At 71.7% G+C, this 23,514-nt stretch carries 23 protein-coding genes, 1 tRNA gene and 1 pseudogene; 14 read left to right on the top strand and 11 right to left on the bottom strand.

The annotated features are described in order from the left end of the window. Positions 1 to 73 precede the first annotated feature (73 nt). Entirely contained in the window at positions 74 to 787 is a 714-nt protein-coding gene (locus ACFY04_RS26125) for a MerR family transcriptional regulator (RefSeq protein ID WP_389120097.1), read from the top strand. Here ACFY04_RS26125 and ACFY04_RS26120 read toward each other — a convergent pair. After that, positions 769 to 1,572 (bottom strand): exodeoxyribonuclease III, encoded by an 804-nt coding sequence (locus ACFY04_RS26120; RefSeq protein WP_389120095.1) that lies wholly within the window; start codon positions 1,570 to 1,572, stop codon positions 769 to 771. The two genes, ACFY04_RS26125 and ACFY04_RS26120, sit on opposite strands and share 19 nt — an antisense overlap. Positions 1,573 to 1,610: 38 nt before the next feature. Between ACFY04_RS26120 and ACFY04_RS26115 the strand changes: the two genes are divergently transcribed. After that, positions 1,611 to 2,108: a GNAT family N-acetyltransferase gene (locus ACFY04_RS26115; protein WP_389120093.1), complete on the top strand. Its 498-nt coding sequence runs from the start codon at positions 1,611 to 1,613 to the stop codon at positions 2,106 to 2,108. A 207-nt stretch (positions 2,109 to 2,315) separates the two neighbouring features. On the opposite strand, the gene ACFY04_RS26110 is transcribed toward ACFY04_RS26115, so the two are convergent. Then, on the bottom strand, positions 2,316 to 3,710 hold the full coding sequence (locus tag ACFY04_RS26110) for a CoA transferase (protein ID WP_389120090.1): 1,395 nt from the start codon (positions 3,708 to 3,710) through the stop codon (positions 2,316 to 2,318). A 175-nt stretch (positions 3,711 to 3,885) separates the two neighbouring features. Between ACFY04_RS26110 and ACFY04_RS26105 the strand changes: the two genes are divergently transcribed. The 3 genes from ACFY04_RS26105 to ACFY04_RS26095 are packed head-to-tail and all read left to right on the top strand — an operon-like array spanning position 3,886 to position 6,445. Then, positions 3,886 to 4,872, top strand: a complete 987-nt coding sequence (locus ACFY04_RS26105; protein ID WP_389120088.1) for a LuxR family transcriptional regulator — start codon at positions 3,886 to 3,888, stop codon at positions 4,870 to 4,872. A gap of 22 nt (positions 4,873 to 4,894) precedes the next feature. Then, positions 4,895 to 5,881 (top strand): aldo/keto reductase, encoded by a 987-nt coding sequence (locus ACFY04_RS26100; RefSeq protein WP_389120086.1) that lies wholly within the window; start codon positions 4,895 to 4,897, stop codon positions 5,879 to 5,881. Between the two features lie 33 nt (positions 5,882 to 5,914). Then, a complete protein-coding gene (locus ACFY04_RS26095) occupies positions 5,915 to 6,445 on the top strand; it encodes a hypothetical protein (RefSeq protein WP_389120084.1) in 531 nt (176 codons plus the stop codon). Between the two features lie 24 nt (positions 6,446 to 6,469). Here ACFY04_RS26095 and ACFY04_RS26090 read toward each other — a convergent pair whose 3' ends face one another. From ACFY04_RS26090 to galU, 8 genes are all read right to left on the bottom strand, one after another. Next, positions 6,470 to 7,591 (bottom strand): hypothetical protein, encoded by a 1,122-nt coding sequence (locus tag ACFY04_RS26090; RefSeq protein WP_389120082.1) that lies wholly within the window; start codon positions 7,589 to 7,591, stop codon positions 6,470 to 6,472. Between the two features lie 134 nt (positions 7,592 to 7,725). Beyond that, positions 7,726 to 7,799 (bottom strand) — tRNA-Ala (locus ACFY04_RS26085). A gap of 78 nt (positions 7,800 to 7,877) precedes the next feature. Then, complete coding sequence (locus ACFY04_RS26080; protein ID WP_389120080.1) at positions 7,878 to 8,900, bottom strand: hypothetical protein; 1,023 nt, start codon at positions 8,898 to 8,900, stop codon at positions 7,878 to 7,880. A gap of 180 nt (positions 8,901 to 9,080) precedes the next feature. Further along, positions 9,081 to 9,689: a GNAT family protein gene (locus tag ACFY04_RS26075; RefSeq protein WP_314250661.1), complete on the bottom strand. Its 609-nt coding sequence runs from the start codon at positions 9,687 to 9,689 to the stop codon at positions 9,081 to 9,083. Positions 9,690 to 9,706: 17 nt separating this feature from the next. Then, positions 9,707 to 10,228, bottom strand: coding sequence for a molybdenum cofactor biosynthesis protein B (locus tag ACFY04_RS26070; protein ID WP_373042120.1), 522 nt, complete (start codon positions 10,226 to 10,228; stop codon positions 9,707 to 9,709). A gap of 86 nt (positions 10,229 to 10,314) precedes the next feature. After that, positions 10,315 to 10,794, bottom strand: a complete 480-nt coding sequence (gene moaC / locus ACFY04_RS26065) for a cyclic pyranopterin monophosphate synthase MoaC (protein WP_030012065.1) — start codon at positions 10,792 to 10,794, stop codon at positions 10,315 to 10,317. A 73-nt stretch (positions 10,795 to 10,867) separates the two neighbouring features. Further along, the gene (gene glp, locus ACFY04_RS26060; protein WP_389120077.1) at positions 10,868 to 12,217 is read right to left on the bottom strand and encodes a gephyrin-like molybdotransferase Glp; all 1,350 of its coding nucleotides are present in this window, start codon (positions 12,215 to 12,217) and stop codon (positions 10,868 to 10,870) included. A 4-nt stretch (positions 12,218 to 12,221) separates the two neighbouring features. Beyond that, complete coding sequence (gene galU / locus ACFY04_RS26055; RefSeq protein ID WP_389120075.1) at positions 12,222 to 13,124, bottom strand: UTP--glucose-1-phosphate uridylyltransferase GalU; 903 nt, start codon at positions 13,122 to 13,124, stop codon at positions 12,222 to 12,224. Positions 13,125 to 13,219: 95 nt separating this feature from the next. Between galU and ACFY04_RS26050 the strand changes: the two genes are divergently transcribed. After that, on the top strand, positions 13,220 to 13,834 hold the full coding sequence (locus tag ACFY04_RS26050) for a 5-formyltetrahydrofolate cyclo-ligase (RefSeq protein WP_389120073.1): 615 nt from the start codon (positions 13,220 to 13,222) through the stop codon (positions 13,832 to 13,834). A 23-nt stretch (positions 13,835 to 13,857) separates the two neighbouring features. On the opposite strand, the gene ACFY04_RS26045 is transcribed toward ACFY04_RS26050, so the two are convergent. Further along, positions 13,858 to 16,731, bottom strand: coding sequence for a penicillin acylase family protein (locus ACFY04_RS26045; protein ID WP_389120072.1), 2,874 nt, complete (start codon positions 16,729 to 16,731; stop codon positions 13,858 to 13,860). Positions 16,732 to 16,946: 215 nt separating this feature from the next. Between ACFY04_RS26045 and ACFY04_RS26040 the strand changes: the two genes are divergently transcribed. The 8 genes and pseudogenes from ACFY04_RS26040 (at position 16,947) to ACFY04_RS26005 (ending at position 23,503) form a co-directional block, all read left to right on the top strand. Continuing rightward, positions 16,947 to 18,470 carry a potassium/proton antiporter gene (locus tag ACFY04_RS26040; RefSeq protein ID WP_389120211.1) on the top strand — a complete coding sequence of 508 codons (1,524 nt, stop codon included), beginning with the start codon at positions 16,947 to 16,949 and terminating at the stop codon, positions 18,468 to 18,470. Between the two features lie 400 nt (positions 18,471 to 18,870). Continuing rightward, positions 18,871 to 20,271 carry an MFS transporter gene (locus ACFY04_RS26035; protein WP_389120070.1) on the top strand — a complete coding sequence of 467 codons (1,401 nt, stop codon included), beginning with the start codon at positions 18,871 to 18,873 and terminating at the stop codon, positions 20,269 to 20,271. Positions 20,272 to 20,338: 67 nt separating this feature from the next. Beyond that, positions 20,339 to 20,650, top strand: coding sequence for an FmdB family zinc ribbon protein (locus tag ACFY04_RS26030; RefSeq protein WP_389120068.1), 312 nt, complete (start codon positions 20,339 to 20,341; stop codon positions 20,648 to 20,650). An 81-nt stretch (positions 20,651 to 20,731) separates the two neighbouring features. After that, positions 20,732 to 21,565 (top strand): S-methyl-5'-thioadenosine phosphorylase, encoded by an 834-nt coding sequence (locus tag ACFY04_RS26025; RefSeq protein ID WP_389120065.1) that lies wholly within the window; start codon positions 20,732 to 20,734, stop codon positions 21,563 to 21,565. Positions 21,566 to 21,630: 65 nt separating this feature from the next. After that, on the top strand, positions 21,631 to 22,125 hold the full coding sequence (locus tag ACFY04_RS26020) for a hypothetical protein (protein WP_389120063.1): 495 nt from the start codon (positions 21,631 to 21,633) through the stop codon (positions 22,123 to 22,125). 95 nt (positions 22,126 to 22,220) lie between these two features. Beyond that, positions 22,221 to 22,778 (top strand): carboxymuconolactone decarboxylase family protein, encoded by a 558-nt coding sequence (locus ACFY04_RS26015; protein ID WP_389120061.1) that lies wholly within the window; start codon positions 22,221 to 22,223, stop codon positions 22,776 to 22,778. Positions 22,779 to 22,794: 16 nt separating this feature from the next. Continuing rightward, positions 22,795 to 22,974, top strand: a pseudogene (locus tag ACFY04_RS26010) (orotidine 5'-phosphate decarboxylase / HUMPS family protein); the annotation flags it as partial. A 34-nt stretch (positions 22,975 to 23,008) separates the two neighbouring features. After that, the gene (locus ACFY04_RS26005) at positions 23,009 to 23,503 is read left to right on the top strand and encodes an orotidine 5'-phosphate decarboxylase / HUMPS family protein (RefSeq protein WP_389120209.1); all 495 of its coding nucleotides are present in this window, start codon (positions 23,009 to 23,011) and stop codon (positions 23,501 to 23,503) included. Positions 23,504 to 23,514: the final 11 nt, after the last annotated feature.

The following is a 23,514-nucleotide window of genomic DNA, read 5'->3' as shown; positions in this document are numbered from 1 at the left end:
GTAGAGCAGCCCCGTACTCATGGGTAGGGGTCCGACCCGGAAAGTTACTGCCGGTACGCCATAAGGTGCGTCTGTGGCGAAGGAAGAGACGCGAGCGAAGACGGTGCGCGAGTACCGCACGGAGGAACTGGCCGAAGCGGCCGGCATCCCGGTCCGCACCCTGCGCTTCTACCGCGAGCGCAAACTGCTCCCACCGCCCCGCCGCGAGGGGCGGATCGCCTGGTACGACGACCACCACCTGGCCCGGCTGCGCACCATCGCCGCCCTGCTGGAACGCGGACACACCCTCGGCGGCATCGCCGAGCTGACCGCCGCCTTCGAGAGCGGCCGCGACGTCGGCCAGCTCGGGGAGCTGCTCGGCATCGGCTGGTCGGAGGAGACCCCGGTCCGGCTCACCCCGGAGGCACTGGCCGACTACTTCGAGGGCGAGGTCACCCCGGAGAACCTGGCGGCCTCCCTGGACCTCGGCTACGTCGCCGTCGACGGCGACGCGATCGTGCACGTCAGCCGCCGTCTGCTGGACGTCTCCTCGGCCCTGGTCCGCGAGGGCGTCCCGCTGGCGGCCGTCCTGGAGACCGGCCGCCGCGTCCGCGAGCACGCGGACGCGATGGCCCTGCTCTTCACCGAGCTGATATCGGCCCACATCTCACCGGACGCGCTCACCCGGCTGCGCCCGCTGGCGAAGAGCGTGGTCGAGGCCGAGCTGACGATGGCGATGGACCGCCTGCTGGCCGCGGGCGGAGGCGCCGCCGCCGACACCGAATCCGGTCAGACGCCCAGCTCGTAGACCACGGTCACGGGCGCGTGGTCGGACCAGCGCTCGGGGTGCGTCTCGGCCCGCTCCACGAAGGCCTTCACGGCCTTCGCCGCCAGCCCGGGGGTGACCACCTGGAGGTCGATCCGCCAGCCGGCGTCGTTGTCGAAGGCCCGCCCGCGGTAGGACCACCAGGAGTACGGCCCCTCGGTGTCCGGGTGCAGTTCCCGCACCACGTCGACGTAGCCCGCGTCCGAGTACACCTTGCCGAGCCACTCCCGCTCCTCGGGGAGGAAGCCCGCGTTCTTCCGGTTCGTCTTCCAGTTCTTGAGGTCGGCCTCCTGGTGACAGATGTTCCAGTCACCGCACACCACGACCTCGCGGCCGTCGGCGGCGGCCCGCTCCTTCAGCGCCGCCAGGTACGTCAGGAACTCCCCCATGAACCGGTACTTCTCGTCCTGCTTCTCCGTCCCGGCCTCGCCCGAGGGCAGGTAGAGGCTGGCCACGGTCACACCCGGAAGGTCGATCTCCAGGTAGCGCCCGGCGGTGTCGAATTCCTCACTGCCGAACCCGACCTGCACGCGCTCGGGCGCCCGTCGCGTGTAGAGCGCGACCCCGGCCCGCCCCTTGGCGGCGGCCGGCGCGAAGACGGTGTGCCAGCCCGCGGGGGCCCGGACCTCGTCCGGGATCTGCCCCTCCTCGGCCCGTACCTCCTGCAGGCAGACCACATCGGCGTCGGATCCCGCGAGCCACGCCCCGAAGCCCTTCTTGGCGGCGGCCCGGATCCCATTCACATTCACGGAGGTCACAGTGAGCATCCCAGCACCTTAGCGGGAGGGTTCCGTACGATGTCCGGATGTCTCACCGGATAGACCTCCGCACCGTGCCGTACGACCACCCGGACGCGGTCAAACTCAACGACCAGGTCCAGCTGGAGTACCAGGAGCGGTACGACGGTGAGGGCGACGCCACCTTCCTGGACCCGGCGATGTTCGCGCCGCCGCACGGCCTGTACCTGATGGCGTACGACGCCACGGGCACCCCGGTGGCGAGCGGCGGCTGGCGCACCCAGGACGAGAACGACGAGGGCTACGCGGACGGCGACGCGGAGCTCAAGCGCATGTACGTCGTCCCGGAGGCCCGCGGCCTGGGCCTCGCCCGCCGCATCCTGGCGGTCCTGGAGGCGGACGCCCGCGCGGCGGGCCGCCACCGCATGGTCCTCGAAACGGGCGACCAGCAGCCGGAGGCGATAGCCCTGTACCTCTCCTCGGGCTACACCCTGTCCCCGAAGTTCGGCCACTACCGCTTCTACGACTCCAGCCGCTGCATGACGAAGCCCTTGACCGACGCCTGAGCCGCTCTCCCGGCGCCGCCGCCCCCACCCTTTCCCCGCGGCCCCACCCAGCCCCGCCGCCCAGCCCAGCCCCGCCGGCGTTTGAGGCGCTCTCTCAGCCCCGCCGGCGTTTGAGGCGCTCTCTCAGCCCCGCCGGCGTTTGAGGCGCAGGGGTCCGGGGGCAGCGCCCCCGCAACGGCGCCGCACCCGCCCCGCCCCACCCCACCCCTACCGCGGGAGCCAGACGGCCCGGTCCGTCCCCCACCGGGACGGCCCTACCCCCCACTCCCCGAAGGGACTGGCGGCGTGCCGCAGCACCCCGTATCCCGACCCGGTCTCCCTGAGCCACGGCTCCGCCGCATACCCCGAAGCCCCCGCCTCCGCACCAGCCTCCGCACCAGCCCCGGCACCCGCACCCACACCCGCACCCGCTCGGGAGAGCCCCCGCACCAGCCACGACCCCGTCCCGGCGAGGGAGAACCGCAGCCCCCGCCCACCCCCCTCCGCCAGCGCCCGCAGTACCCCGGCCGCCACCAGGTACCCCGTCCCGTGGTCCAGCGCCTGCGCCGGCAGCACCCCGGGCCTCCCGTCGGGCCCGGCACACGCGGCGGCGATCCCGTACCCCGCCTGCACCAGCGAGTCGAACCCCCGCCGCCCCGCCCACGGCTCCGCCGCCCGCCACCCCCACGCGCACAGCTCGGCCACCACCAGCCCCGGCCACCGTTCCAGCAGCTGTCGCGCCCCGAGCCCGTACGGCTCCAGCGCGCCCGGCCGGTAGCCCGTCACCACCACGTCGGCCTCGGCGAGCAGTCCCTCGAAGACGGCCCGGTCCCCCGCCTCAGCCAGGTCCAGCAGCGCCGACCGCTTCCCGAAGCCGGTGTCCGCGTACGCGTCGTCCGCCTCCGGCAGCCGCGGCGAATCGATCCGCAGCACGTCCGCCCCCAGCAGCCCGAGCGTGCGCGTCGCGACGGGCCCGGCGATGACCCGGGTCAGATCCAGTACCCGCACCCCCGTGGCGGGCCGGCCGACCGGGGCATCGCCGAGGGTCCGTCCCCGCGCCCCTGTCACCCGTACGGGCTCCACCAGCGGCTGCGGCTCCCCGTAGTCCCGTGCCACGGCGACGGCGAGTCCGCCCTCCCCGTACACGAGCTCCTGCACCTCGACGGCGGTGCGCCCCGCGACCGCGGCGCGTACCGCCTCCGGGGTCGCCGACGGCAGCCGCAACGCCCGTACCAGCGCGGCTGCGTGGTGCGGATAGTTGGCGTGCGTGCGCACCCACCCGTCGGCCGCCTGCCAGAAGCCGGACAGCGGAGCGAACGTCACCGGGGTCCGGCCAGAGACCCGGAGGTGACGTTCGCTGACGAAGGCCGTGGCCACCGCCCCCTCGTGCACGACGAGGGGAGCGGTGTCCCCCGTCGTACCTCCGGCCCGCAGTGCGGCGAGCTCCCCCGCCGCCAGTCCGCAGACCCCGACGGTGGCGCGCGCCAACTCCCGTACCGGCAGCGGCCCTGTCCCGAGATCGCCGGTTCCGGCGTACCGGACCCGTTCGACGAGTTCCGGTGCGCCCCCGACGGCCTCCCAGGCCTGGGCCGTCCCGCTGTCACGTTCCCAACTGATCGTCATGAACGCATCTTTGCCCAGCGGCCCCAACGGCCCCAGCTGCCCTCCCCCGCGGACCTGTTGTGGTCCCCGTGCACCCCATGCTTGCCGCCGGCGGCCCCGAGGGCAGCGGGAAGCGTGCAGGATGATCGTGCAATGCGAGATCCAGCAGGGTGGATATATGTGCACTGGAACGGACATGAGCGACACGGGCCCGTCCACGGAGGTCCGCGGGCACGCGATCTGCCCGGAAGGTCTCCAGTACTTCGCCGGCCTCCTGCAGGGCCGGGCCCCCTCCGGCCCATGCCCCCGGTGCCTGCTCGACCTGGAACTCGTACGGCGGCTGCCCGACGGCACCCTCGCCGCCATCCCGCCCCGGCTCGCGGCGGGCGCGCACACGGAACGTCTGGAGCGGGCCATCGAGGAGCGGCGGAAGGCCCTCGCGGCCGTCCGCACCTCGATCTCCCTGGCCCAGGAGGTCTATCTGGACAGCTACCGCAACGGGGACGCGCATCCGGTCCGTACGGTGCGCGGCGCGGGCACCATCGGCGCGACCGTCTCCGCAGCCGTCGGCTCCTGCCAGGAGGAGCTGCTGACCGCCCAGCCGGGCGGCGGGCGCCCGCAGGAAGTGCTCGACGCGGCGCTCGTGAACGACCTCGCCGCCCTCGGCCGCGGGGTCCGGCAGCGGACCGTCTACCAGCACACCGTCCGCTCCGACCAGCCCACACTGGCCTACGTGGAACAGATCTCGCGGGCGGGCGGCGAAGTCCGCACCCTGGACGAGGTCTTCGACCGGCTGATCGTCTGCGACCGCAGGATCGCCTTCGTCCCCGACCCGGGCGCGGAGCGCAGCGAGGTCGCCCTGGCCATCGAACATCCCGGCGTCGTCCGCTACCTCGTGGGCCTCTTCGAGCACGCCTGGCAGCGCGCCTCGCCGCTGCGGGACGTGTCCGGCGGCCGGCTGCCGGCCGCGCTCACCGACGACATCCGCCGCACGATCCTGCGCCACATGGTCAACGGCCATACCGACGAGGCCATCGCCGCCCGGGTCGGCATGAGCACGCGCAGCGTCGCCCACCACATGCGCTGGGCCGCCGACCGGTTCGGCAGCCGCAGCCGCGCGCAGCTCGCTTATCTGATTGCCCGGAGCGGATTCCTCGACGATCATCCGCCCAGAGAGGTCTGACGAAGCGAAAGGCACCATCACCGTGAAATACCGTGTCATCGGAACCGCCGCCGAGACCCGCCGCGAAGTGAGCGTGCTGAGCCTGGGCACGATGACCTTCGGCACCACCGTCGACGAGGCCACCTCGTACGCGATCCTCGACCGTTTCGCGGAAGCGGGCGGCACCTTCATCGACACCTCCAACAACTACGCCTTCTGGGTCAACGGAACCCAGGGCGGCGAGAGCGAGGAACTGGTCGGACGCTGGCTGCGCAGCCGTGGCGCCGGCGACGGGATCACCGTCGCCACCAAGCTGGGTGCCCGCCCCAACCAGCCGACCAGCGGCTTCAGTCTGGACGTGGAGGGCCTGTCCGCGAAGGTCATCCGGGAGTCCGCGGAACGCAGCCGGGAACGGCTCGGCATCGAGCGCATCCACCTGCTGTACGCGCACATCATGGACGAGAACACCCCGCTGGAGGAGACCGTCCAGGGGTTCGCCGAGGTCGTCGCGAACGGCACGGCGGGCCTGCTCGGCGCCAGCAACCACTGGGCCTGGCGGGTGGAGCGCGCCCGTGCGCTGGCCGCGGCGGCCGGCGTACCCGGCTACGAGGTGCTCCAGCACCACCACAGCTACCTGCGCCAGCGCACCGACCTCCCCAGCCTGCGCTCGCCCGACGGCAACCAGGGCCTGGTCAGCGGCGACCTGCTCAGCTACCTGCGGGACAACCCGTCGCTGACGCAGGTCTCGTACTCCCCGCTGATCGCCGGCGCCTACGTCCGCGACGACAAGCCGCTGGGTCCGGGCTTCGACCACGCGGGCACCGAGCCGCGCCTGCGCGCGGTCCGCGCGGTGGCCGCCGAGACCGGAGCCACCGTCAACCAGGTGGTGCTGTCCTGGCTGATGGGCGGGGACATCCCGATCCTCCCCCTGGTCGGGGCCTCGTCGGTGGCCCAGCTGGAGGAGAGCCTGGCCGCGGTGGACCTCGACCTGACCCCGGACCAGCGCACGAGGCTCGACGCGGCCCACTGACCCCTTGTCAGTGGGTGCCTCTACGGTTCTGGCGTGCCGAACTCCTATACGACCTTGTGGACCAACGACCTGTGCCGGGAGCTCGAACGCACGGGTCGTGCCGGGCAGCGCCTCACGATGCTGTTCGGGGGCCCGCACCAGTCGCTGCCGAGCTTCGTACGGGCGGGGGTCCGGCCGGGCGACACCGTCTTCCCCGTCCGGGCCTTCCGCAAGCGGCTCCACGTGCTGGGGTCCATGGAGGTGTCGCGGGTCATCCCCTACGAGGATGCCGGGGCCGAGCTCCACGACGACGACTACACGAAGCTGCTGGACTGGCGGACGCTGAAGGCGGGCTGCGTCACCGAGGTGCTGCTCGGACCGCCCGGTTCCGCGCTCGGACTCGACGTGACCGTCCCGGCCGATCTGCTGGGACGGCTCACGTACACCTCCCGCCGCGGTGAACGCACCCTCAAGCACGTCGTCGACGGCGAACTGGTCCACTCCATCAGCGTCCAGGGCATCTACCGGCTCGCCACCGACTCGGCCGCCGAGCTCCGGCAGCTCGTCCTGGAGCACAGCCGGTGACCGGCGGACGGCGCGCGGGGCCGCTCACTCGATGCCGGCGGCGGCTCTCAGGCGGTCCAGGACGTCCTGGGGGGTGACGAGGTACGACTTGCCCGTGATGGACCGCTCGTACGAGGAGCGGACCTGCCGCCACAGCGCGCAGGCCTCCCGCCCCGTGACGGCCAGCGCGTTCTGCATGCGCGGGTCGAACAGGTCGTAGTAGTGGAGGGTGAGGCCGGGCTCCACGGTCTCCGGGGTACGGGCCGAGCCCTCCTTCTCGTGGTTCGCGAGGACACTGATCACGTGCGCCATGTGGATCGCGGGCAGGCGGCCCTGCGGGGCGTCCGGGTGCTGGAAGGTGTGCTGCCAGAGGTAGGAGTCGGTGTCCGGGCGGGCCTCGACCGGGGTCGCGGCCAGCCGGCCGAGGTACGCGTGGACGGATCCGCCGGTCCTGATCGAGCCGCCCAGCACGTGCCGGATCCTTTCGAGCAGGCGGTCCTCGTCGTCCGGCGTCTCGTAGGCGAGTCGCGCCTGCTCGACGGCGTGCTCCTGGTACCAGTCCGGAATCCACTCCGGCAGGTCGCCCGCCCCGGGCACCTCCCGCGGCGTGACGCCGGCCATGTCCTCCGGGGCGTGCGCGTCGAGGCGGACCAGCACGCGGCCGGGGATCCTGGTGAACAGCGGGCTGTCCGGGTCCAGTCCGTGCGAGCTGTTCATCCAGAGGCGCAGGTACGGGCCTTCCTCGCCCCCGGGGCGCCAGATCGCCTCCGGCACCTCGGCGTCGTCCTCCGTCACCCGGACGGGGGCGCCGATGCGCCGCGCGATGCCGTCCACGTACTCCCGCCACGCGGTGCGCCCCCGGGCGAGGATCTCCGCGTTCTCCTCGATGCTCTCCGCCTCGATCGCGTACGGCGCATAGCGCGCCAGCCGCACCGGGTTGAGGAAGTCGCGTCCCTTTCCGTACAGCTCGAAGGCGTTGCCGGAACGGCTGTGCACGGTGAGGACGGAGTCGATCTCGATCGTGGTGAAGAACTTGACCTCCTCCATCCACGCGGCGATCTCGCTCTCCCGGACCGGTGGGCCGGACCACAGCCTCGGGTCCGGCAGTCCTATGAAGATGGCCGCGTCCCGGAGTTGGGCCGCCTCGTGCTGCCAAGCAACTGGCACAGTTCTTCTCCCCGTCGGATGATCATTCGCCGATCATCCTAAGGTCGTCCCCGGAAACGCCGAGATCCCGCCCGGTCTTCCGACCGGACGGGATCTCATGACGTCCACGAGAGCTACTCGCGAACTGTCGTTTGTGGACCTGTGGGGATTTGAACCCCAGACCCCCTCGATGCGAACGAGGTGCGCTACCAGACTGCGCCACAGGCCCTTGCGACGTGTGAAACATTAGCATCCCCGCGCGGGTGCTCCAAAACCGATATCCCGCAGCGTCCGCGCAGGTCACCGATCACTCGTTCGCGGCGCGCGGGCGGTCTTCGCCCTCGTACTGGTCGAACAGCGGGGTGCGGCCCTTGCCCTGGCCGCGCGGGCGCGGGGTGGTCTGGGGCTTCGGATCCGGCTTGAGGGGTCCGGGCTGGGCGCGCAGGCGGGGTTCCGTCGGCTCGGCTGTGCTGGAGCGGGTCGCGCTCCAGGCGTCCGGGGCCGCCGGGCCCGTGGCGCGGGGGGCCACCGGGGCGGTCACGTACGTCGGCAGCGGGACCGGGACCGGCTCCCAGCTGTCACCGCGGGCGGGGCCGCGTTCGCGCTCGCGCTGCTGGTCCACCCACTCGGCGTGGTCGGTCTGCTCGACCAGTGCGCGCCGTCCGGCTTCCTGCGGGGAAACCGGTGGCGCAGGGTCCGGTTCGGTGCCCGCCGCGGCCTCGGGCTCACGGCGGCTCGGGCGGTTCTCCCGCAGCTGCCGCGCGGCCGCCTCGGCGCGCCGCCGGTCCATGGTGAACTCGTAGCGCCGCCGCTCCTGGACCCGCAGGTGCACGATGTACGTGCTCAGCAGCAGGGCGGGAACCGCGGGAGCCCACAGGTAGTGCAGACCGCCCACCGCGGCGACGACGGCGCCGAGGGTGAAGACCAGGAAGAGGAGTGCGGTGGTGCGCCGGCGGCGCGCGAGGACCTGGAGGCGCTGTTCGCGCCGGGCCCGCTCCGCCCGCTGCTCCCGTTCGACGGCGGCCGGTCTCGGCTCCGCCCTGGTCGGGGGCACGGCAAAGGCCCGGGCGTCGGCGTCGACGGAATCAACCGTTTCCGTCGCGGCGTCCGGGTCCGCGTGGGGCTCCGCCTGCTCGTCACCACGCTCACGCAGCCCCTTGGCGTAACGGCGCTCCATTCCCGCCCGGCCGGAAAGCAGCCGAATGGCAGTGGAGAAGCGTTCCGTCGGACGGGCTTCGTTCAGCTCGTCCTGCCTCCGGAGCCACATGGGCACCAAGTAGGCGGCCCAGGCCCCGACAATGACTGCGTAGATGAGGCCGCTGCTGCTCACACCTCACACCGTAGAGGGGCGCGGCCGAGGGGATCGGCCAATTGGGCCGGTGTGTCGTGCGATCTCGCTGATATCACGGACTTTTTTTGTGAATCTTCGGATCAGGTTATGGGCGAATCGGTTACCCGAGGCCATTAATTCGAACAGATATTCGCTTATCGACGCTCCGAGTGGTCCCCGCTATTTCGGCGGGGACTGCGAGTGGCGCGCACGGTGCCAGCGGCGCAGCAGCCCCTCCGGGACCTCCTCCACCGTCACCGCGTAGACGAGGTGGTCGCGCCAGGCCCCGTCGATGTGCAGATAGCGCGGCCGCAGCCCCTCCTCGCGCAGGCCCAGCTTCTCCACGACCCGCCGGCTCGGAATGTTCTCGGGGCGGATGCACACCTCGATCCGGTGCAGGCCGACCTTCCCGAAGCAGTGGTCCACCGCCAGCGCGACCGCCGTCGGCATCACGCCGCGGCCCGCCACCTCGCGGTCCACCCAGTAGCCGATGTGGCCCGCGCACATCGAGCCCCAGGTGATCCCGGCGACCGTCAGCTGGCCCACCAGCCGGCCCTGGTACTCGATGACGAAGGGCAGCATCCGGCCCGCGTTCGCCTCCGCCCGCAGATGGCGGACCATCTGGCGGTACGTGGGCCGCTGGACCACCGGCCCCCACGGCGCGGGCGGCGGAATCGTGGCCTCCCACGGCCGGAGCCAGTCGCGGTTGCGCCGGTTGACCTCACGCCAGGCCTTCTGGTCCCGCAGCTTTATCGGCCGGAGCGTGACATCGCCGTCCGACAGGACCACCGGCCAGGTCGGGCCGTTCAGCTCGTGCTCCCGGAGGGTGCCGCCGGTCTGGGGTGGTCGCCGCCCCGCATCTGGTCCACCGCGTGCGGCAGGACGCGGGCCAGGACGGCGAGGCCGTCGCGCACCCCGCCCGTCGAGCCGGGGAGGTTGACGATGAGGGTGCGTCCGGCCACGCCCGCCAGGCCCCGGGACAGGGCCGCGGTCGGCACCTTCGCCAGGCCTTCGGCACGGATGGCCTGCGGGATGCCGGGGACCTCGTAGTCCAGCACCCGCGCGGTGGCGTCCGGGGTGCGGTCGGTCGGCGAGATCCCGGTCCCGCCGGTGGTCAGGATGACGTCGTACCCGGCGGCCACGCCCTCGCGCAGCGCCTGCTCCACGGGATCGCCGTCCGGGACGACCCGCGGGCCGTCCACCGTGAAGCCGAGCTCCTGCAGCGCCTCGGCCAGCAGCGGGCCGCCCTTGTCCGCGTACACGCCCTGCGAGGCCCGGTTCGAGGCCGTGACGACCAGGGCCCGGCCCAGCGGCTGCGCAGAACCCACCGCCTCGGCGGTGACGCCGTGGCCATGACCGTGGGTGTGGGTGTGGGTGTGGGTGTGGCTGTGGACCTCGCCGCCGCGCGGGGCGTTCACGAGCGCGCCCAGTCGCCGGACTTGCCGCCGGTCTTCTCCTCCACCCGGACGTCCGTGATGACCGCGCCCTTGTCGACCGCCTTCACCATGTCGATCACGGTGAGGCCGGCGACCGCGACCGCGGTCAGCGCCTCCATCTCGACGCCCGTGCGGTCGGTCGTCTTCACGGTGGCGAGGATCTCGACCGCGTCGTCGGCGACCCGCAGGTCCACCTTCACGCCCGAGACGGCCAGCGGGTGGCACAGCGGGATCAGGTCGGGGGTCTTCTTCGCCCCCATGATCCCGGCGATGCGCGCGGTCGCGAGGGCGTCGCCCTTGGGGACGCCCTCGCCGCGCAGCAGCTCGATCACCCGCGGGGCGACGAGTACGCGTCCGCTGGCCCGTGCCGTCCGGGTGGTGACGTCCTTCCCGGACACGTCGACCATCCGGGCCGCGCCGGCCTCGTCGATGTGGGTGAGCCTGCTTTCGGTACTCATTGCTGCGCCGCTCCGCTCTGGGCTCCCGGGGAGCCTGTGTGGTGCGACACACGCTACCCGCACCGGCCCGACTTCAGCCGAGCAGGATCACTTCCAGCTCGGTCCCCGGCTCCACCGAGGTGACGTCCTCCGGTACGACCATGAGGGAGTCGGCGTGCGCCAGCGCGGCAATCAGGTGGGAGCCCGATCCGCCGACCGGGCTGACCGTGCCGCTCTCGGCGTCGTACTTGCCGCGCAGGAACTGGCGCCGGCCGGCCGGGGAGCCGAGTGCCTTGCCGGCGCTCAGCACCGCGCGCACGCCCGGCCGCCGGACCTCGGACTCCGGCAGCCCCATGAGGGTGCGGATCGCGGGGCGCACGAATAGCTCGAAGGAGACGTACGAGGACACCGGGTTGCCGGGCAGCGCCAGCAGCGGAGTGTGGTCCGGGCCGATCGTGCCGAAACCCTGCGGCTTGCCGGGCTGCATGGCGAGCTTGCGGAAGTCCATCCGGCCGCCGTCGACGTCCTCGCCCGCGCCCTCGTCGGACTGCCCGACCGAGGACAGCGCCTCCTTGACGACGTCGTACGCGCCGACGCTGACCCCGCCCGTGGTGACCAGCAGGTCGGCCCGGATCAGCTGGTCCTCGATGGTGGCGCGCAGGGTGTCGGCGTCGTCCGCGACGGCGCCGACCCGGTAGGCGATGGCGCCGGCGTCCCGCGCGGCCGCGGCCAGCGCGAAGCTGTTGGAGTCGTAGATGGTGCCCGCCGTGAGCGCCTCGCCGGGCTGGACCAGCTCGCTGCCGGTGGACAGGACCACCACGCGGGGTCGCGGCCGCACCCGTACGGTGCCGCGCCCGATGGCAGCCAGCAGGGCGATCTGCGGCGGCCCGAGGACGGTGCCGGCCGCGAGGGCCAGGTCACCGGCCTGTACGTCGCTGCCGCGCGCGCGGACGTGCGCCCGCGCCTCGGCGGCACGGTGTACCCGTACCTCGCCGCCCGCATGTTCGGGGGCGGCGCTGGCCGGGGTCATCCCGGCGGCCGCGCCGCCGCCCGTGCCGCCGTCGGTCCACTCGACCGGTACGACGGCTTCCGCGCCGGGCGGCAGCGGGGCGCCGGTCATGATCCGGGCAGCCTCGCCGGGGCCCACGGTGGGCAGCTCACCGCTGCCCGCCGCGACGTCCCCGACGACCGTCAGCACCGCGGGGAACTCCTCGCTCGCACCCTGGACGTCGGCCGTCCGGACGGCGTAGCCGTCCATGGAGCTGTTGTCGAAGGGCGGGAGGGCGACGGGCACGGTCACGTCCTCGACCAGGACACAGCCCTGGGCGTCCAGCAGTTGGAGCTCGATGGGCTCCAACGGCCGGACGGCCGAGAGGACGTCCGCGAGGTGCTCGTCCACGGACCACAGACGGTGGCCGGTGTCCTGCGGTGCGGAACTGCTCAAGGTGCTACATCTCCTCCGTGACGTAATGGTGAAGCCAGGTGCGGAACTCGGGGCCCAGGTCCTCGCGCTCGCACGCGAGGCGGACGATGGCCCGCAGGTAGTCGCCGCGGTCCCCGGTGTCGTAGCGACGGCCCCGGAAGATCACGCCGTGCACCGGACCGCCGACGGTCTCGTCGGCGGCCAGCTTCTGCAGGGCGTCGGTGAGCTGGATCTCCCCACCGCGGCCCGGCTCGGTCTCCCGCAGTATGTCGAAGATCGCGGGGTTGAGGACGTAGCGTCCAATAACCGCGTAATTGCTGGGGGCGTCCTCGGCGTCCGGCTTCTCGACGAGGCCGGTGATGCGGACCACGTCCTCCTCGTCCGTGGCCTCGACGGCGGCGCAGCCGTAGAGGTGGACGTTGGCCGGGTCGACCTCCATGAGCGCGATGACGGTGCCGCCGGTGCGGGCGTAGATGTCGGCCATCTGGCGCAGCAGCGGGTCGCGCGGGTCGATGAGGTCGTCGCCGAGCAGGACGGCGAAGGGCTCCCGGCCGACGTGCGGCTCGGCGCACAGCACCGCGTGGCCGAGGCCCCGCGGGTCACCCTGACGGACGTAGTGCATGGTGGCCAGGTCGCTGGACTCCTGGACCTTCTTCAGGCGGTCGTCGTCGCCCTTGGCGATGAGGGCCGACTCCAGCTCGTAGTTCCGGTCGAAGTGGTCTTCCAGGGCACGCTTGTTACGCCCAGTGATCATGAGTACGTCATCGAGCCCGGCCCCGACGGCCTCCTCGACCACGTACTGGATGGCCGGCTTGTCCACAACCGGGAGCATTTCCTTCGGGGTCGCCTTGGTCGCCGGAAGGAAGCGGGTACCGAGGCCAGCGGCCGGAATCACGGCCTTCTTGATCACGGGGTGCAACATAGTCATGCCCCGAACGATAGTGGGCTTCCGTCGAACACCGGACGAGATCGCATCAGGTAGATACAGATATGCCCCGATTCGGAAGGATATTTGATTTCCTCGTGGCAGAGAACCAGCCCACCGCCTCCGCCAAGGCCGAACTGCGCCGGGAACTGCTCGCCGCACGCCGCGCCTTGTCCCCCGAGAACCGCCGTGCGGCGGCCACCGCACTCGCCGTCAGGTCCCTCGAACTGCCCGAACTGGCCGATGCCCGCACGGTGGCGGCCTACGTCTCGGTCGGCACCGAACCCGGCACCCGGGAGCTCCTCGACGCCCTGCGCACGGCCGGCAAGCGGGTGCTGCTCCCCCTGCTGCTGCCCGACGACGACCTCGACTGGGCGGCGTACGAAGGCCCGGCCACACTCGCCGAGGCCGCCCACCCGGGCAAGATGCGGCTGCTGGAGCCGACCGGCCCCGCGCTGGGACCGGACGCGGTCACCGGGGCCGACGCCGTACTGCTGCCCGGGCTCGCCGTGGACGGCCGCGGCATGCGCCTGGGCCGCGGCGGGGGCTCGTACGACCGGGTGCTGGAGCGGCTGGAGCGCGCCGGGGCGCATCCCGCACTCGTCGTGCTCCTCTACGACGACGAGGTGGTCGCGCGGGTCCCGGAGGAACCGCACGACCACCCCGTGCAGGCGGTGGCCACCCCGTCAGGGGTGCGCCGCTTCAGTGCATGACGACCTGGTCCGCGCCCTGACCCCTACGAGCCCTCGGGCTTGAGGGTCAGGGTGTCGACCGTGGCCTTCTCGACGGCGTCCTTGCCGAAGGGCCACTCCAGCAGCTCGCCCTTGGCCCACATCGTCGTCTGGTCCGTGTAGTGCGCGTTGTACGCGTGCCCCGAAGCACCCGTCAGGTTGATCCAGCGCGACTTGTCGAGGTCGTTGAGGTTCACGACCATCCGCATCGAGGGCACCCACGTGACCCCGTACCCGCTGGAGGCGTTCCAGCCGGTCGCGTTGACCGTGGCCTCGCCGCCGCCCACGTCCCACGGGCCGCGGTTGAGGAGCCACTGCATGAAGCCGGGGCCCTCGGTGCCGATCGTCTGGTTCTTCAGCGTCAGCTGGTGCAGGCGGCCCCAGCTCCAGGTGGACTGGTCCTTGCCGAGCTTGGCGGTCAGCTCCCAGCGGGCGTCCCGCATGGCCCGGGCGAAGAGCTCGTCGCGGGTGGTGGCCGCCGGCTGGGTCACGGTCCGCGGCGAACTCCACCACGGCGACTTCTCGTCCTTGACCAGGCGGCGGACCACCTCGAACCAGCGGTCGCCGCCGTCGGGCTGCGCCGAGTCGGCGTCCCGGGTGCCGCATTCGCGGACCGTCTTGGCGAGGTCGTCGGCCGGGCCGGTGCCGTTGCCGACGACGCTCATGCAGCTGCCCTCGATCCGCAGCTCCTTGGGCATCTTGTCGCCGAAGGACAGCTTGAGGATGTGGCGCCAGACCGCGTTGAAGTAGGCCGCGGCCGCCGAGTCGGGCTCCTGCGTGTAGTTCCAGCCGTCGAGCAGCTTCTGCGCGGCCCGCACGCCCGGGTCCGAGACCTCTATCTTCGCCAGCATCGGGGTCAGCAGCGCGGCGATCTCGCTGCTGTTGTCCATCTGCATGGTGCGCATGTCGTCGGTCGAGATCCGGCCGCCGTCCTTGATCTTCGCCTCGATGAGGTCGTTGATCCGCTGGCTGCGGGCGCCGTAGCCCCAGTCGGTGGTCAGCACGTACGGGTACTTGCCCGCGCCGGTCCCGCTCTCCACGACGGCCTGGTTGGCGGTGACGATGTAGCCGCGGGACGGATTGAGGTCCCAGGGCATCTCGTTCTGCTGGATGTAGCCGGTGTTGCCGTCCTTGCCGCCCTTCCAGGCGTACTTGGAGTCCCAGCCCGGGGCGGGCATCCGGCCGTCGTGCTGGCCGCGCACCGGGATGCGGCCCGGGGCCTGGTAGCCGATGTTGCCGTTGGGGGCCTTGTTGTCGGCGTAGATCAGGTTCTGGGACGGGACCTCGAAGTCGGCGGCCGCCTTGCGGAAGTCGTCGAAGGTCTTGGCCTTGTCGAGCCTGAAGACCGCGTCCATGGACTTGCCCGGGTCCAGCGCCGTCCAGCGCAGGGCGACGGCGTAACCGTCACCGCGGTCGGGGGCGGAGCTGGCGACGGGGGCGCGGGTGCCGACCGTGCCGAGCTGCTCGCTGCGGTCGGAGACGAGCGGGCCGTTGTTGGTGGTGCGGACGGTGATCTTCTTGCTGTCGCCGCCCGCGACCTTGATGACCTCTTCACGGGTGGTGAAGGGGAGCACCTTCCCGTCGTAGAGGTAGCCCTCGGGCTTGACCTGCTCCAGGTAGAGGTCGGTGACGTCGGCGCCGAGGTTGGTCATGCCCCAGGCGATGTCGGTGTTGTGGCCTATGACCACGCCGGGCATGCCCGAGAAGGTGTAGCCGGCCACGTCGTACTGGCACTGGGCCGAGACCGCGCGGCAGTGCAGGCCCATCTGATACCAGACCGAGGGCAGCTGCGGGGACAGGTGCGGGTCGTTCGCGAGCAGCGGCTTGCCGGTGGTCGTGTACTGGCCCGAGACGACCCAGGAGTTCGAGCCGATGCCGCTGCCGTTGGGGCCGAGGATCGCGGGGATCTTGTCCAGGGTGTCGGCGAGGGAGGTCAGCTGGGTGCGCAGGCCCACGGTCGCGCCCTGGGCGGCGGCGTTGTCGGCCAGGCCGTTGGCCTCGCCGTTGGCCGGGCCGCCGACCGGGCCCGTGACGGTCGAGGTCTGGGTCCCGGCGGCGTTGCCGTTGCCCGAGCCGGTCCCGGTGCCGGTCCCGGTGCCGGTGCCCGAGCCGCTGCCCTTCGGGGTGTACTTCCCGCCGTCGACCTTGCCGCCCTCGACGATCGGCTTGTTCCGGTCGAAGGGGTACGGCGGGTAGAGCTCGTCGATCTGCGCCTGCGAGAGCTTGGTCGCCATCAGGGCGCGGTCGATCTCGTCCTGCATGTTGCCGCGCAGGTCCCACGCCATCGCCTTGAGCCAGGCCACCGAGTCCACCGGCGACCACTGCTCGGGCCGGTAGTCGTCGCTCAGCTTGAGCGCGGCGTGCTCGACGGAGAGGTCCTTGCCGGACTTCCCCTTCAGGTACGCGTTGACCCCGTCGGCGTAGGCCTGGAGATACTTCTTGGTCTCGGCCGACAGCTTGGTGTCGTACTCGGCCTGCGCGACCTGGCGCCAGCCCAGCGTGCGCAGGAAGGCGTCGGTCTCGACCTGGCCGGAGCCGAACATCTCGGAGAGCCGGCCGGACGTCATGTGACGTCGTACGTCCATCTCCCAGAACCGGTCCTGCGCGTGCACGAAGCCCTGCGCGCGGAAGAGGTCGTCGTCGTTGTCCGCGTAGAGCTGGGGAATGCCGTGGGCGTCGCGCTTGACGTCGACGGTCCCGGTCAGGCCCGGCACCTTGAGCGAGCCGGTCGTCTGGGGGAAGGAGGCGCGCACGCTGTCCACGCTCCAGTACGCCCCGTAGCCGAGGCCCGCGAAGAGCGCCAGGACCAGGACGAGCACGATCAGACGGGCGCGTCGTCCCTTCTTCTTGACGGGAGGAGCGGTTTCGTTGGCGGGCATCGCTGTCCTTAGAGGGGCAGGGTGGTCCTGGGAGTACTGGGAGCAACCATAGGCGCACGACCGCCTCCGTTGATCCGCCAGGGGTCGAGGTGCTGAGGACAGGGGGGAACAGGCGTTTCACAATGTGGTTATCGCGTAAAGGGCGCGTCAAAGATTAGGTAAGGTAACGAACTACTTGCCGAACTTGTCGCCGGGAGGATCGATCCGCCGGGCGCATTGAGGAGGGCCGCCCGCTGACTGTCCACACGCTCAATGAGCTTCTGCTGGTCTGCTCGCTCGTGCTGCTCGTCGCCGTGGCGGCGGTACGCATCTCTTCACGCAGCGGCCTCCCCAGCCTGCTCATCTACCTCGGCATAGGCATCGCGATAGGACAGGACGGCATCGGCAACGTCGTATTCGACAATGCCGAGCTGACCCAGGTCATCGGTTATGCCGCGCTCGTCGTGATCCTCGCCGAGGGTGGTCTGGGCACCAAGTGGAAAGAGATCAAGCCGGCCCTGCCGGCCGCGGTCATGCTGTCACTGGTGGGCGTTGCGATCAGCGTGGGCGTAACGGCGGCGGGAGCGCATTATCTGGTCGGACTGGAATGGCGCCAGGCCCTGCTGATCGGCGCGGTCGTCTCCTCGACCGACGCGGCGGCCGTCTTCTCGGTGCTGCGCAAGGTGCCGCTGCCCGCCCGGATCACCGGTGTCCTGGAGGCCGAGTCCGGTTTCAACGACGCACCCGTCGTCATCCTGGTCGTGGCCTTTTCGACCGTCGGCCCGGTGGACGAGTGGTACGTCCTGATCGGCAAGATCACCCTGGAGCTGGCGATCGGCGCCGCGATCGGCCTGACCGTGGGCTTCCTGGGCGCGTACGGGCTGCGGCACGTGGCGCTGCCCGCCTCCGGCCTCTACCCGATCGCCGTGATGGCCATCGCCATCGTGGCGTACGCGGCCGGCGCCATCGCGCACGGCTCCGGCTTCCTCGCGGTGTACCTGGCGGCGATGGTGCTCGGGAACGCGAAGCTTCCGCACTGGCCGGCCACCCGGGGCTTCGCCGACGGGCTCGGCTGGATCGCCCAGATCGGCATGTTCGTGCTGCTGGGCCTGCTGGTCACCCCGCACGAGCTGGTCCGCGACTTCTGGCCCGCCGTGGTCATCGGGCTGGTACTGACGATGGTGGCGCGCCCCCTGGAGGTCTTCATCAGCCTGCTGCCCTTCCGGATCACCTGGCAGGAGCAGGTGCTGATGTCGTGGGCGGGCCTGCGCGGGGCCGTGCCCATCATCCTGGCGACCATCCCGATGGTGTCCGGGATCGAGGGCAGCGACCGGGTCTTCAACATCGTCTTCGTACTGGTCGTCGTCTACACCCTGGTGCAGGGCCCGACCCTGCCCTGGCTCGCGCGCAAGCTGAACCTCGGGAACGGGGACGAGGGCGCCTTCGACCTCGGGATCGAGTCGGCACCGCTGGAGAAGCTGCGCGGACACCTGCTCTCCTTCTCCATCCCGCCGGCCTCGCGGATGCACGGCGTGGAGGTGAGCGAGCTGCGGCTGCCGCCGGGGGCCTCGGTCACGCTGGTGGTCCGGGACGCGAAGAGTTTTGTACCGGCGCCGTCGACCGTGCTGCGGCGCGGGGACGAGCTGCTGGTGGTGGCCACGGATCCGGTGCGGGACGCGGCGGAGGCACGGCTGCGGGCGGTGGCCCGGGGCGGCAAGCTCGCGGGATGGCTGGGCACGGGCGGACCCGTTTCGCGTTAGAGCGCCGCGAGCGTGTCACTGGAGCGCCGTTAGAGCGTCGTTCTAATTCGGCCAAATTCGCTAAGATATGCCCGATTTTGCCTACTCTTCCGGGCTCTTTGCATGCGAAGCAGCCGTTAATCCCAGGTGAAGAGACCCCCTGTCACCGAATTCACAGGGCGTGGTAGTGGCTTTCCCTGTACGATGAAGGCACACCAGATCGAACCAACTCTGCCTGACGCAGAGCTGGCGCGACCGCAAAGCGGCCGTGGCACCACCCCGACGTGGGCGCCCAGGTATCACTCGGTTCTGCGCAAGAGGACAGCTCTCGGGGCTCCCACATGTACGGGTGCGGTCGCTCACAAGGCGAAGCACCGTCCGCAGACGGGGACGCTCTACCAGGCAGCGGAAAGGCAAGGCCGTGACATCCGCGGTCACGACCGACACGTCCGCCCGCCCCGGCTACGGGCAGCTCCTGCGCACTCCCGGCGCCCTCGGCTTCGTACTCCCCGGCTTCGCAGCACGACTCCCCTTCGGCATGCTGACGATCAGCATCCTGCTGCTGGTCCAGCACACCACCGGTTCCTACGGCAGCGCCGGCATCGTCGCCGCCGTCACCGGTATCTCCATGGCACTGTCCGCCCCGCTGATGGGCATCTTCACCGACCGCTTCGGCCAGACCGCCGTCCTGCTGCCCGTGGTCCTCGCGCACTCCGCCGCCGTCACCGGCCTGGCCGCGCTCGCGCTGCTGGACGCGCCGGTCTGGGCACTGGCGCTGGCCGCCGTACCCACCGGTGCCTCGGTGCCGCAGGTCGGACCGATGGTCCGGGCACGCTGGGCCGCCAAGCTGGAGGGCTCTCCGCTGCTGCCGACGGCCGCCGCCTTCGAGTCCGTCACCGACGAGTTCACCTTCGTCGTCGGCCCCGTCCTGGCGACCGCGCTGTGCACCGGCGTCCACCCGGCGGCCGGCCTGGTCACCGAGGCCACGCTGACCCTGCTCGGCGGCCTGCTCTTCGCGGCCCAGCGGGCCAGCCAGCCCAAGACGCACACCCCGTCGCTCACCGGCGAGAAGCGCGCCTTCGCACTGTCCTTCCCGGGCCTGCGCGTCCTGATCTTCGCCTTCCTCGGGATCGGCGCCGTCTTCGGCGGCATGCAGGTCTCGCTCGCCGCCTTCTCCAACGAGATCGGCAACCCCGGCGCCAACGGCATGCTCTACGGAGTCTTCGCCGCGGGCAACATGATCGCCGGTATCGCCATGGGCGCCATCGCCTGGAAGATCGGCCCGCGTCGCCGGCTGATCCTGGGCTACATCGGCCTCACCGCCGCCGCGTCCGTCCTGTGGGCGGCGAACTCGATGATCCTGCTGGGCGCGCTCGGCCTGGTCGTCGGCCTGTGCATCGCCCCGGCGCTGATCACCGGCTACACGATGGTCGAGCAGCTGGTCCCCGCGAACGCGCGGACCGAGGCCTTCACCTGGCTGACCGGCTCGATCGCCTTCGGTCAGGCCATCGCCGTCATCCTGGCCGGCCGCCTGACGGACGCGCACGGATCCTCGTTCGGCTTCCTGGTGCCCATGGGTGCCACCGCGCTCGCGCTGGCCACCCTGCTGGCGCTGCGCGCGAAGCTCGCCCCGAAGGCCCCGAGCCGGATCGTGAACGCGTCCGCGCAGGAGGCCGCTCCGGCGCCCGCGCCCGCGGCACCGGCCTCTGCGCAGACGCAGGCAAAGGCCCAGGCGACCGCCCGCACCACCCCCTCGCCGGCCTCCCGTAACCGGGTGAACGAGCGTGGGATGGGTCACCGCGTGCCGGTGACGGTGGACTGATCCGCCGGAATACGTCACCATGGAGCGTCGTTAGCACTCATTGAGTCAGAGTGCCAGGAGGAAATTCGTGCCGACCTACCAGTACCAGTGCACCGAGTGCGGTGAGGGCCTTGAGGCCGTGCAGAAGTTCACCGATGACGCACTGACCGTGTGCCCGAGCTGCGACGGACGCCTGAAGAAGGTGTTCTCCGCGGTCGGCATCGTCTTCAAGGGCTCCGGTTTCTACCGGAACGACAGCCGTGGCGCGTCGTCGAGCAGCACCCCTGCCTCGAAGCCGTCGTCCGGCTCCTCGTCGTCCTCGACGTCGACCGCTGCCGCCGCTCCTGCCGCCTCGACGTCGTCGAGCTCGTCGAGCAGCAGCTCCACGTCGGCCGCCTGATCGCTTCTCCCCGAAGCCCCGCCGCCCCTGCCGGCAGCGGGGCTTTCGGCATGCCCACGGCAGGGCCTTAGGGTGGACCGCATGGTGAACGCAGAGATCGGTGTCATCGGCGGCTCGGGCTTCTACTCCTTCCTGGAGGACGTCTCCGAGATCCAGGTGGAGACCCCGTACGGACCCCCGAGCGACTCCCTGTACGTGGGTGAGCTGGCCGGGCGCCAGGTGGCCTTCCTGCCCCGGCACGGACGCAGCCACACCGTCCCCCCGCACAAGATCAACTACCGGGCCAACCTGTGGGCCCTGCGCTCGGTCGGCGTCCGCCAGGTGCTGGGCCCGTGCGCGGTCGGCGGTCTGCGGACCGAGTACGGACCGGGCACGCTGCTCGTTCCCGACCAGCTGGTCGACCGTACGAAGGCCCGCGCCCAGACCTTCTTCGACGGTGAGCCGCTGCCGGACGGTTCTGTTCCGAACGTCGTGCACACCACCTTCGCCGACCCGTACTGCCCGGTGGGCCGGTCCGTGGCGCTGGCGGCGGCCCGCGGGCGGGACTGGGAGCCGGTGGACGGCGGCACCATGGTCGTCATCGAGGGACCGCGCTTCTCGACGCGCGCCGAGTCGCGGTGGCACGCGGCGGCGGGCTGGTCGGTGGTCGGCATGACCGGCCACCCGGAGGCGGTCCTCGCCCGTGAGCTGGGGCTCTGCTACACCTCGATGGCCCTGGTCACGGACCTGGACGCGGGCGCGGAGACCGGTGAGGGCGTCTCCCACACCGAGGTCCTGAAGGTGTTCGGCGAGAACGTCGGGCGGCTGCGCGAGGTCCTCTTCGACGCGGTGGCGGCCCTGCCGGCCACGGAGGCCCGGGCCTGCCTGTGCACGCACGCGCACGACGGGTGGGACCTGGGCATCGAGCTCCCTTAGCCGCTGCCGGGCTGTCCTGGGGACGCCCCGGCCGGGTTGTCAGTGGCGGCCCCTAACCTGCGCGCATGGGAAATCGGGGCGGGATGGCCGTGGCGCATGCCACGGTGGCGGAGGTGCGTGAGTTCGCGGCCGAGGCCGGGTGCGCCGGCGTCGACGGCGACGCGGACCTGGGTGGCGGCTGGTCGGTGGTGTACTGCGCCGACAAGGCGGACGGCGCCGCGGCGGCGCTGGCGCGGCGGACCGGGGCGCCGGTGCTCACGGTGGCCTACCTCGACAGCGATGTCGGCTTCGTCGAGGGCGCGACCTTCGCCGGGGGCCGCTGGAAGGCGCTGCTCAACCGGGACATGGCTGCGGACTACGAGATACCCGTCGACCGGTTCCCCGTCGAGGCGGCCCTGGCGGGCGCCCTCGACTGGGCGGCCGCGGGCGGGCTGACCGCCGACCCGGAGGGTGTGCGGGCCGTCCTCACCGGCTCCGAGGTCTTCGCGGAGGACCTCGCGGACCGGCTCCTCGGCGCGCTCGGGATCGCTCCCGCGGCACCCGGCGAGGAAAGCGCCTAGAGAACCGGCCGTCGGCTGTCACATCCGGCGGGGCTGTCCGGTCCTCCCTGGTGAAGGCGGAAACGAAGACCGCCCCAGCCAGGGAGATGACTGTCATGCCGCGTATCTCGCTCACCCCGCCCCGCACCCTGCTCATGCGGATCGGGGCCTGGTACTCGCGCCGTACCTACGGCAAGGTGCTCGACCCCGGCCAGGCGTACGGGCACAACTCGCGCGTGCTCTTCTCCTACGTCCGGCTGGAGCGGAGCGTGGCGAAGTGGAAGGCGCTCGACGCCGGGCTGAAGCACCTCGCCGTGATGGCGGCGGCGGCGCGCATCAACTGCTCGTGGTGCATGGACTTCGGCTACTGGGAAGGCCACGAGCTGGGCGTGCCGACGGAGAAGATCGAGCGGGTGCCGCAGTGGCGGGAGGCCCCTGAGGTGTTCACCGAGCTGGAACTGCTGGTCATGGAGTACGCCGAGGCCATGACGGAGACCGAGCCGGCGGTCACGGACGAGCTCGCGCGGGAACTGATCGCGCGGCTCGGCGAGGAGGCCTTCGTCGAGCTCACCGCGATGGTCGCGCTGGAGAACTGGCGCTCGCGCGTCAACAGCGCCTTCGGCCTGACCAGTCAGGGCTTCGCGGAGGCCTGCCAGGTCCCGGCCGGGCAGTGACGTCGACAATGGCGGCGTGAACACCGACCGCCCTCTCTCCGAACTCCCTCTCGCCGACCGCAGGGTCATCGTCGCCCTCGACTTCGACGACCGCCGGGCCGCCGAGGCGCTCGTCGAGCGCCTCGGCGACGCGTGCGGCTTCTACAAGATCGGTCTGGAACTGCTGACCGCCGCGGGCCCCGGACTCGCGCGGGACCTCGTCGGGCGGGGGGCACGAGGTCTTTCTCGACCTGAAGCTCTTCGAGATCCCCAACTCCGTCGCCGGAGCGGTCCGGGCCGCGGGCGCGCTGGGCGCGTCCATGGTGACCGTGCACGCCATGGGCGGTACGGGGATCATGTCCGCGGCGGTGGAGGCGGCGCGGGAGTTCCCGCGGCTGCGGGTACTCGCGCTGACGGTGGTCACCAGCATGACCGGGAGCGACCTCGCGGACATCGGCGTGGCCGCGGACACCGAGGAGCAGGTGCTGCGGCTGGCCCGGCTGGCCGTGGGCGCGGGCTGCGACGGGGTCATCGCCTCGCCGCGGGAGGCCGGGGTGCTGCGTGAGCTCCTGGGGCCGGACCGGCTGATCGTCACGCCGGGGGTGGTCCTGGAGCCGGAGGGCGCGGCGGGCGGGCACGCCCGGCCGGGGAGCCGCGGGCTGCCTTCGCGGCCGGCGCCTCGCACATCGTGGTGGGCCGGTCGGTCGCCCGGGCGGCGGACCCGGTGGCCGCGCTGCGGCAGGTGATCTCCTCCGCC

Origin of the sequence: Streptomyces sp. NPDC001549 (assembly GCF_042894025.1) — a bacterium.
Taxonomy (GTDB): Bacteria; Actinomycetota; Actinomycetes; order Streptomycetales; family Streptomycetaceae; genus Streptomyces; species Streptomyces kutzneri.
Note: the sequence above shows the minus strand (reverse complement) of the source record. Positions and strands in the feature narration are given on the sequence as shown.

Excerpts from the sequence above, each read along its gene's own strand:
- ACFY04_RS26120 (WP_389120095.1), bottom strand. The coding sequence starts at position 1,572 with ATGCTCACTGTGACCTCCGTGAATGTGAATGGGATCCGGGCCGCCGCC.
- ACFY04_RS26115 (WP_389120093.1), top strand. The coding sequence starts at position 1,611 with ATGTCTCACCGGATAGACCTCCGCACCGTGCCGTACGACCACCCGGAC.
- ACFY04_RS26110 (WP_389120090.1), bottom strand. The coding sequence starts at position 3,710 with ATGACGATCAGTTGGGAACGTGACAGCGGGACGGCCCAGGCCTGGGAG.
- ACFY04_RS26105 (WP_389120088.1), top strand. The coding sequence starts at position 3,886 with ATGAGCGACACGGGCCCGTCCACGGAGGTCCGCGGGCACGCGATCTGC.
- moaC (WP_030012065.1), bottom strand. The coding sequence starts at position 10,794 with ATGAGTACCGAAAGCAGGCTCACCCACATCGACGAGGCCGGCGCGGCC.
- galU (WP_389120075.1), bottom strand. The coding sequence starts at position 13,124 with ATGACTATGTTGCACCCCGTGATCAAGAAGGCCGTGATTCCGGCCGCT.
- ACFY04_RS26045 (WP_389120072.1), bottom strand. The coding sequence starts at position 16,731 with ATGCCCGCCAACGAAACCGCTCCTCCCGTCAAGAAGAAGGGACGACGC.
- ACFY04_RS26025 (WP_389120065.1), top strand. The coding sequence starts at position 20,732 with ATGGTGAACGCAGAGATCGGTGTCATCGGCGGCTCGGGCTTCTACTCC.
- ACFY04_RS26020 (WP_389120063.1), top strand. The coding sequence starts at position 21,631 with ATGGGAAATCGGGGCGGGATGGCCGTGGCGCATGCCACGGTGGCGGAG.
- ACFY04_RS26015 (WP_389120061.1), top strand. The coding sequence starts at position 22,221 with ATGCCGCGTATCTCGCTCACCCCGCCCCGCACCCTGCTCATGCGGATC.